The organism is Mesorhizobium sp. M1A.F.Ca.IN.020.06.1.1 (assembly GCF_004023265.1).
Taxonomy (GTDB): Bacteria; Pseudomonadota; Alphaproteobacteria; order Rhizobiales; family Rhizobiaceae; genus Mesorhizobium.
Genome location: NZ_RZSR01000209.1, coordinates 575 through 7,517, shown reverse-complemented (window position 1 = coordinate 7,517; position 6,943 = coordinate 575). Strand labels below are relative to the sequence as shown.

At 61.8% G+C, this 6,943-nt stretch carries 6 protein-coding genes; all 6 read right to left on the bottom strand.

Annotated elements, in window-relative coordinates:
- Positions 1-1,071 (bottom strand): glycosyltransferase family 4 protein (locus EOA60_RS11965; RefSeq protein ID WP_164899272.1); only part of this gene is annotated, 1,071 nt, incomplete at its 3' end.
- A 12-nt stretch (positions 1,072-1,083) separates the two neighbouring features.
- Entirely contained in the window at positions 1,084-1,752 is a 669-nt protein-coding gene (locus EOA60_RS11960) for a class I SAM-dependent methyltransferase (protein WP_164748279.1), read from the bottom strand.
- Entirely contained in the window at positions 1,749-2,141 is a 393-nt protein-coding gene (locus EOA60_RS11955) for a GtrA family protein (protein WP_095826101.1), read from the bottom strand. Before EOA60_RS11955 ends, EOA60_RS11960 begins: the two co-directional genes overlap by 4 nt.
- Positions 2,138-2,713 (bottom strand): methyltransferase domain-containing protein, encoded by a 576-nt coding sequence (locus EOA60_RS11950; RefSeq protein ID WP_197504263.1) that lies wholly within the window; start codon positions 2,711-2,713, stop codon positions 2,138-2,140. The genes EOA60_RS11955 and EOA60_RS11950 overlap by 4 nt, the downstream gene beginning before the upstream one ends.
- A gap of 198 nt (positions 2,714-2,911) precedes the next feature.
- Positions 2,912-4,132 (bottom strand): glycosyltransferase family 2 protein, encoded by a 1,221-nt coding sequence (locus EOA60_RS11945; protein WP_095826102.1) that lies wholly within the window; start codon positions 4,130-4,132, stop codon positions 2,912-2,914.
- A 258-nt stretch (positions 4,133-4,390) separates the two neighbouring features.
- Positions 4,391-6,943: DNA polymerase III subunit alpha (gene dnaE / locus EOA60_RS11940; protein WP_245502548.1), on the bottom strand; the 2,553-nt coding region annotated here is incomplete at its 5' end.

Sequence of the window (6,943 nt, the reverse complement as noted above, 5' to 3'; positions counted from 1 at the left end):
GTACTGCGCCAACGCGTAACGAGCCATGGCGGCTCGCTCCTCGGAGGTGAGGGCAAGGCTGTCGATGGCATCGGCGCAACGCCTGGCCGACCCGTCGGGATCGGTGAGGTCGATGGCAACGCCACGCAGCCATTTGGCCGCGCCTGGGTCGGCACGGTTGCTCGGTTCGCCGCAGACGACAGGCAGCCCGCAGGCCATTGCCTCTTGAATAACGAGCGGAAAGCCCTCTCCGACGCTCGGCAACAGCAGGAAGTCAGCCCCCCGATAAAGGTCCGCCAGGGCCTGAGGGCTCTGGACACCAAGGTCGTGAACATTGGCAAGTCCCCATTTGCCGGGGTGGATCGGGCCGCTGCCGACCATCAAAAATGCGAGATCCTGGCGGAACGCAGCCAAAGCCCGCAGCACCGACAGTCCTTTCTTCTCGACGTAGCGACCAACGAAAAGAATGCGACGCGTACCCAGGGGGATCGAGATCGCCGCAGGGGCCTCCGGCACAGGCAGCGGGCCTGAAGCGGGATGAAAAATCGCACCGTCAACACCGTTGAACAGCAGTTGGAAGGGAATGCGCGCTGGCGTGCCCACAAGATCATGGCGCACGGTGTCGCTGATGAACACAACTGCGTCAGCGGCTCGGAGCATCGGGCGCGTGATGACGATGTTGGCTAGTGCCATCACGGAGCGGAGAATGCGCGAAGAAAAGGGGATGCCGGCGATATGCTGGATCAGCACCACGCGCTTGCGGAAAGCCTTCGACATCAGCAATGCCAGGATCGATGTCATGTACAGCGCATCGTGCACTACGACCGCATTGCTACGGTGCATTTCGCGGGCCAGCGCGCGAATCGCACGGACGCGCGCCAGCGGCATTGGCAGCCCAATGACCTTCTCGATTGGGTCGACGCAGGCAAGAGGGACCGCTTCAACGTCGCTTTCCGGCGGCTGATCGGCATCGCTGGCGGCCCAAACAGCCTGAACGCCCAGTTGCGTGAATTGTCGGCACAAATGCCCGGCCACACGCTCTATGCCGCCGCCGTGACCTTCATAGAAATGGCTGACGGTCAAAATGCGCATCGAACCGACCCATCAAGCGGGCTCGAAGCGCATTGTCACTTCGAGACGATTGGGAAACAGCAGTTGATGGATGCTTTTTCGATATTGCTTCGGCGCAGCGCGACGAGCAATGCGGTAGCCACTTTCGGTTGCTAACTTCCCCCATTCTGCCCGCTTCAAGTAGCGCGCCCAGATCATTCCGCCAAATGGGATATTGCCTATCGCATCCATTGCGGTGAGGCGCAGGTCGTCCAGCCTTCCGCAGCTTTCGTGATCCTTTATGTAAAGCGGACCATCAACCACGCGCCGAATTTCACGCAGCAAGTCCGTACGTGCTGTGACTGGAACGTGATGTACTACATTGTTGAGTGTCGCCGCATCAAAACTACGGTCCGCGAAAGGCAGGGTTTTGCCGTCATACTGCTTGGTCAGCACGCTCAGCGAAGGGCAGAAACGGTCAACCATATCCACTGTCTGCACCTCATCCACCGGAAAGAGTTCGGCTATGGCTTGAGCGATCACCCCAGTGCCACCACCGACGTCGAGCAATTTGCAATGCTGCTTGTCCCACAGCTCGCGTAGACTATCGAGCATAACCGCCTGATAAGTCGGCGCCTTGTTTCGATAAAAGGCGAGGTGACGCGACAGGATGTCCTGCAGAAGCTTCGGATCGATCGGGCCCATTGCCGTGGCCAAGGTCATGGTCCCCCCGTCATCCAGCGGTTTGGCGTGGCGATAGCCCATCGACCAAGCAGGAAGTTCAGCGCCAGCATGCAGACCGAGGCAAGTGGCGAGGCGAACACCATCGGCAGGCCGGCCTGCTGATGCCAAAACCATATGGTGACAAATGCCAATGGTATGTTGGCGATCATTGCAATGACGTACCGTGCGAAGGTTATGGGAGCCAATGGTCGCCGAAAGGTGAATACGCTATGAAGCACATAGCCAGTGCCCGCCACGACGCAGAAGGACAACAGTACGGCCAGCCACAAACGTATCCCGACCCTGTCAGACAAGATGATGACCACGTTGTGCAGCGCGATGCAGATGCCGGCGATCACCATATAGGCGAAGGGCGTGCGCACGCTCATATCGCTGCCTTCCGAGCGCGGACCAAGAAAACGCAGGCATTGTCGTCGCGTATCTGGGCGGGCGTTAGACGATCTTCCAATTGAGCGCGCAGGTTCATCAACAGGGCAAGGAGCGACGCCAAAATTGCGCCTATGATCGGTAGGCGGCGAAGGAAGAAAGCAAAGCCCGTAAGGCGGATTAGCGTCGTGGTTGCCAAGGGCCCGGCAATCGCATGCACCTCTTCGACTTCGAGGCCGCGATCGGCAAGATCTACGACAAGTCCGGTGCGTGTCCAACGACGATGGTCCTCAGGGTGAGGGTGGTAGAGCCAGCTGCCGTGAGTAGACAACAACAGCACACCGTCATCGCGCAGCAATCTCCGAATCTCGGCGCAGTACGAGTCAAGGTCGCGCACGTGCTCCAGGACCTGTACTGAAAGCACTGCTCCAGCGATGCCATCTGCTAGTGGCACGCGGCCCTGCTCGTCAATTTTCAGGAAGCTGCCCTCGCCGATATCCGCGCCGCGATAGTCGATCTTCATTTCGAACATCATGTCAGCATAGGGCATGTCACCACAGCCGAGATCGACCATTAGTGTGCCCGGCCTAACATGCGCCCTCGCCTCTTTTCGCAACAGCCGAGCTAGCCCGCGCAAGACCAGCCAGTCCGTATCCCAAATCCGCGGAACCGCCCTGCTTCCCCTCATCCCACCAGCTTTCAATGCACCACCGACCTGCTGGCGCCGACTCTATCTTTTTTCCGTCGCGCCAGGCGCTCGATGTCGAAGCGCTCAGAACGCACGCCTATCGTCCAGATTATCAAGCAGCAACTTGAGAACGAAGCCGGACAGCACCATGGACATCCCGGCCACGCAGGCGGTGGTGATCACGAAGGTCAGGTGCACCGATTGCTCCATCGGGCCGCCTATGAAAATCCAATGCAGTGCCAGCAATAAGTCCGCGACAAAGCCCGCCGCCGCGAGCATGCCGCCGGAAAAGACCAGCCATTCCAGCGGGCGGCCGCGCATCAGCCAAGGCACGACCCGGCCGCCGTGGCCCGGGTGATAGATAGCGATCGCCACCTTGGCCAGCATACCGAAAAGGATGGCCGAAAGGCCAATCAGCGTCGCCATCGCGGAGAGCGCGACGAAGTGAATTCCGAAATACCACCCTCCGATCCGGACAGGTCCCGCCGCGAGGACCGCAAGACCAGCAATACCGGACACCAGCAAGGTCGCTCCCGGTATGAGATACATGGTGTTGGGTGCATGGGCCACGATCAGCCGCAGATGTCGCCAACCGTCGCGGAACGAACGCAGGTGAGGTGGGCGGCCGCGCTTGTCCGGATAGAGCTTGATTGGCACCTCGCGGATCACCAGGCCCGCGCGATGCGCGTTGATGACCATCTCCGAGGCGAATTCCATGCCAGGCGAGCGCGCGCCCATTTGGCGAAACGCATCGCGGGTGAATCCTCGCATGCCGCAATGAAAATCGTGTATCGGAGAATGATGAAGCCAGCGGGCAATTGTTGAAAGCGCAGGATTGCCAAGATACCGATGCAGAGGGGGCATGGCGCCGGGCTCGATACCGCCGGCGAAGCGATCGCCCATCACCAGTTCGGCACCACCCTCCAGCGCGTCGATGAAGTCGCCTAGGCTGCTCCAGTCGTAGGAATCGTCCGCATCCGCCATGACGAGGTACTTGCCTCGTGCAGCTTCAGCCGCCGCGCTGATCGCCGCGCCGTATCCCTTGACCCGCTGGTGCACGACACGCGCGCCGAGGGACTCGGCAATCTCCACCGACCGATCGGTCGACCCATTGTCCCCGACGACGACCTCGCCCTTAATGCCCCGCTTCGAAAAAACGTCAAGCGCCTTGCGAATGCAGATGCCGAGCGTGCGCTCTTCGTTCAGGCAAGGGATAATGGCCGACACGAGAGGGGCCCCTGCGTCATCGGCGTGCTGCCCATCGAGATCAGTTGCGACGATCGCGAGATTCGACTTGTCGACCATCGTGCCCGCTCCTGCCCAATCGTCAGCCTTGCTTACAGCTTGGGCCCCAACATTTCCGCAGCCCAGTTGCAAGATTAGCAAGAACAAGTTAGGCAAAGATATACAGAACCATACGTCGTTGAGCGAATGACGTGGTTTGGCCAGTACGGGTGATGGCGGCGGGGCTTGAATTGGTGGCCACGCCTCGCGCCAAAGCATTCCAGGAAAAGCGTTACCCGGTTTCTGTTCGGAGTTGCGCGAGAACAAGTAGTTGGAACGCTACACCAGTTCCACTTCGACGACACCCGGCACCGCGCGCATGGCCGACGCGACCTGCGGCGAGATGCGATAGCGGTTGGGCAGTTCGATCTCCACCTCGCCCTGGCCGGCTTCCTTGATCAGCACGAAGCTCACCTGCCCCTCGCCCTTCACGGCAAGCTGGTTGGCAAGGATGTTGATGGGCTGAGCATCACGCACGAAGATGCGTAGCGCCTTTTGGATGCGGCTTGCTTCGTCCTCCAGCGACTGCACCGTCTGGATGCGCAGATTGATCCCCTCCGGCCGGTCTTCGGCCGAGACGGTGATCACCACCGAACGGCCAGGCTCCAGCATGTCGCGATACTGCGCCAGGCCTTCGGAGAACAGCACCGCCTCGTACTGGCCGGTGGTGTCGGAAAACTGCACGACGCCCATCTTGTTGCCGGTGCGGGTCTTGCGCTCCTGCTTCGTGGTGACGGTGCCGGCGAGCCGGCCGGCCGCAGCGCCGCGTTTGACCGCGGCGGAGAATTCCGCCCAGTTCTGCACCCGCATCTTCTGCAGCGCCGCCTTGTATTCGTCGAGCGGATGCGCAGAGAGATAGAAGCCGACCACCTGGAACTCGCGGTGCAGCCGGTCGGCGGCAAGCCATGGCTCGGCCGCCGGCAGGTTGAGCGCCTGCGATTGCGCGCCGAGCGAGGCGCCGAAAATATCCGTCTGGCCCGAGATGGCATTCTGCTGCGCCAGCGACGCGAGCCCCATCATCCGCTCCACGCCGGCCATCATCACGGCGCGGTCATGCCCGAAGCAGTCCAGGGCCCCCGCCATGATCAGGCTTTCGAAGACGCGCTTGCCGACGATCTTCGGATCCACGCGCTCGCAGAAGTCGGCTAGGCTCTTGAACGGCCTCTCACCGCGCTTCTCGACGATGTGCTCGACCGCGGCGTCGCCGACGCCTTTGAGCGCCGCCAGCGAGTAGAAGATCTTGTTCTCGCCGACCTCGAAGGGTCGGAAGCTGGTCATCACCGACGGCGCCACCACCTCGATGCCGAGGCGCAGCGCGTCCTGGCGGAAATCCGCCAGTTTGTCGGTGTTGCTCATGTCGAGCGTCATCGACGCCGCCAGGAACTCGACCGGATAGTGCGCCTTGAGGTAGGCGGTCTGGTAGGAAACGACCGCATAAGCCGCGGCGTGCGACTTGTTGAAGCCGTAGTCGGCGAATTTCGCCAGCAGATCGAAGATGAAATCGGCCTGCGCCTTGCCGACGCCGCGCTCGACGGCGCCGGTGACGAAGCGCTCGCGCTGCTTGTCCATCTCGGCGCGGATCTTCTTGCCCATGGCGCGGCGCAAGAGATCGGCTTCGCCGAGCGAATAGCCGGCCAGCTCCTGCGCGATCTGCATCACCTGTTCCTGGTAAACGATGACGCCTTGAGTTTCCTTCACAAGGTGGTCGATCTTGGGGTGGATCGAGGCCATCTCCTCCTCGCCATGCTTTCTGGCGTTGTAGGTCGGGATGTTCTCCATCGGGCCTGGGCGATAGAGCGCGACCAGCGCGATGATGTCCTCGATGCAGTCCGGCCGCATGCCGATCAGCGCCTTGCGCATGCCCGCGCTTTCAACCTGGAACACCCCGACCACCTCGCCGCGCGACAGCATGGCATAAGTCTCGGGGTCGTCGAGCGGGATGCGGGCAAGATCGATATCCACACCGCGCCGCCGGATCAGCTTCACCGCCGTTTCCAGCACCGTCAGCGTCTTCAGGCCGAGGAAGTCGAATTTCACCAGCCCGGCCTGCTCGACATATTTCATGTTGAACTGGGTGACCGGCATGTCCGAGCGCGGATCGCGGTACATCGGCACCAATTCCGACAACGGCCGGTCGCCGATGACGATGCCGGCGGCATGCGTCGAGGCATGGCGGTAGAGGCCCTCGAGCTTCTGCGCGGTGTCGAGCAGCGTCTGCACGATCGGCTCCTTTTCTGCCTCCTCGGCGAAGCGCGGCTCGTTGGCGATAGCGTCCGCCAGCTTGACCGGGTTAGCCGGGTTCTGCGGCACCATCTTGGAGAGCTTGTCGACCTGGCCATACGGCATCTGCAGGACGCGGCCGACGTCGCGCAGCACCGCACGCGCCTGCAGCGTTCCGAAGGTGATGATCTGCCCGACCTGGTCGCGGCCGTATTTCTGCTGGACGTAGCGGATGACCTCCTCGCGCCGGTCCTGGCAAAAGTCGATGTCGAAGTCCGGCATCGAGACGCGGTCCGGGTTGAGGAAGCGCTCGAACAGCAGCGAGAAGCGCAGCGGGTCGATGTCGGTGATGGTGGTCGAATAGGCGACAAGCGAGCCGGCGCCCGAACCGCGCCCCGGTCCGACCGGGATGCCTTGCGCCTTCGCCCATTTGATGAAGTCGGCAACGATCAGGAAGTAGCCGGGGAACTTCATCTTCTCGATGATGCCGAGCTCGAATTCGAGCCGCTCGCGATATTGCTCGACCGTGTAGCCGGGCGTCGGTCCGTGCGCGGCAAGCCGCGCCTCCAGGCCCTCGCGCGCCTGGCGCGCGAGCTCGGCGGCTTCCGCCTT

What these genes read in the sequence shown, in the direction of transcription:
- EOA60_RS11950 (WP_197504263.1), bottom strand. Translation starts at nt 2,713, where the DNA reads ATGGTCGATCTCGGCTGTGGTGACATGCCCTATGCTGACATGATGTTC.
- EOA60_RS11960 (WP_164748279.1), bottom strand. Translation starts at nt 1,752, where the DNA reads ATGACCTTGGCCACGGCAATGGGCCCGATCGATCCGAAGCTTCTGCAG.
- EOA60_RS11955 (WP_095826101.1), bottom strand. Translation starts at nt 2,141, where the DNA reads ATGAGCGTGCGCACGCCCTTCGCCTATATGGTGATCGCCGGCATCTGC.
- EOA60_RS11945 (WP_095826102.1), bottom strand. Translation starts at nt 4,132, where the DNA reads ATGGTCGACAAGTCGAATCTCGCGATCGTCGCAACTGATCTCGATGGG.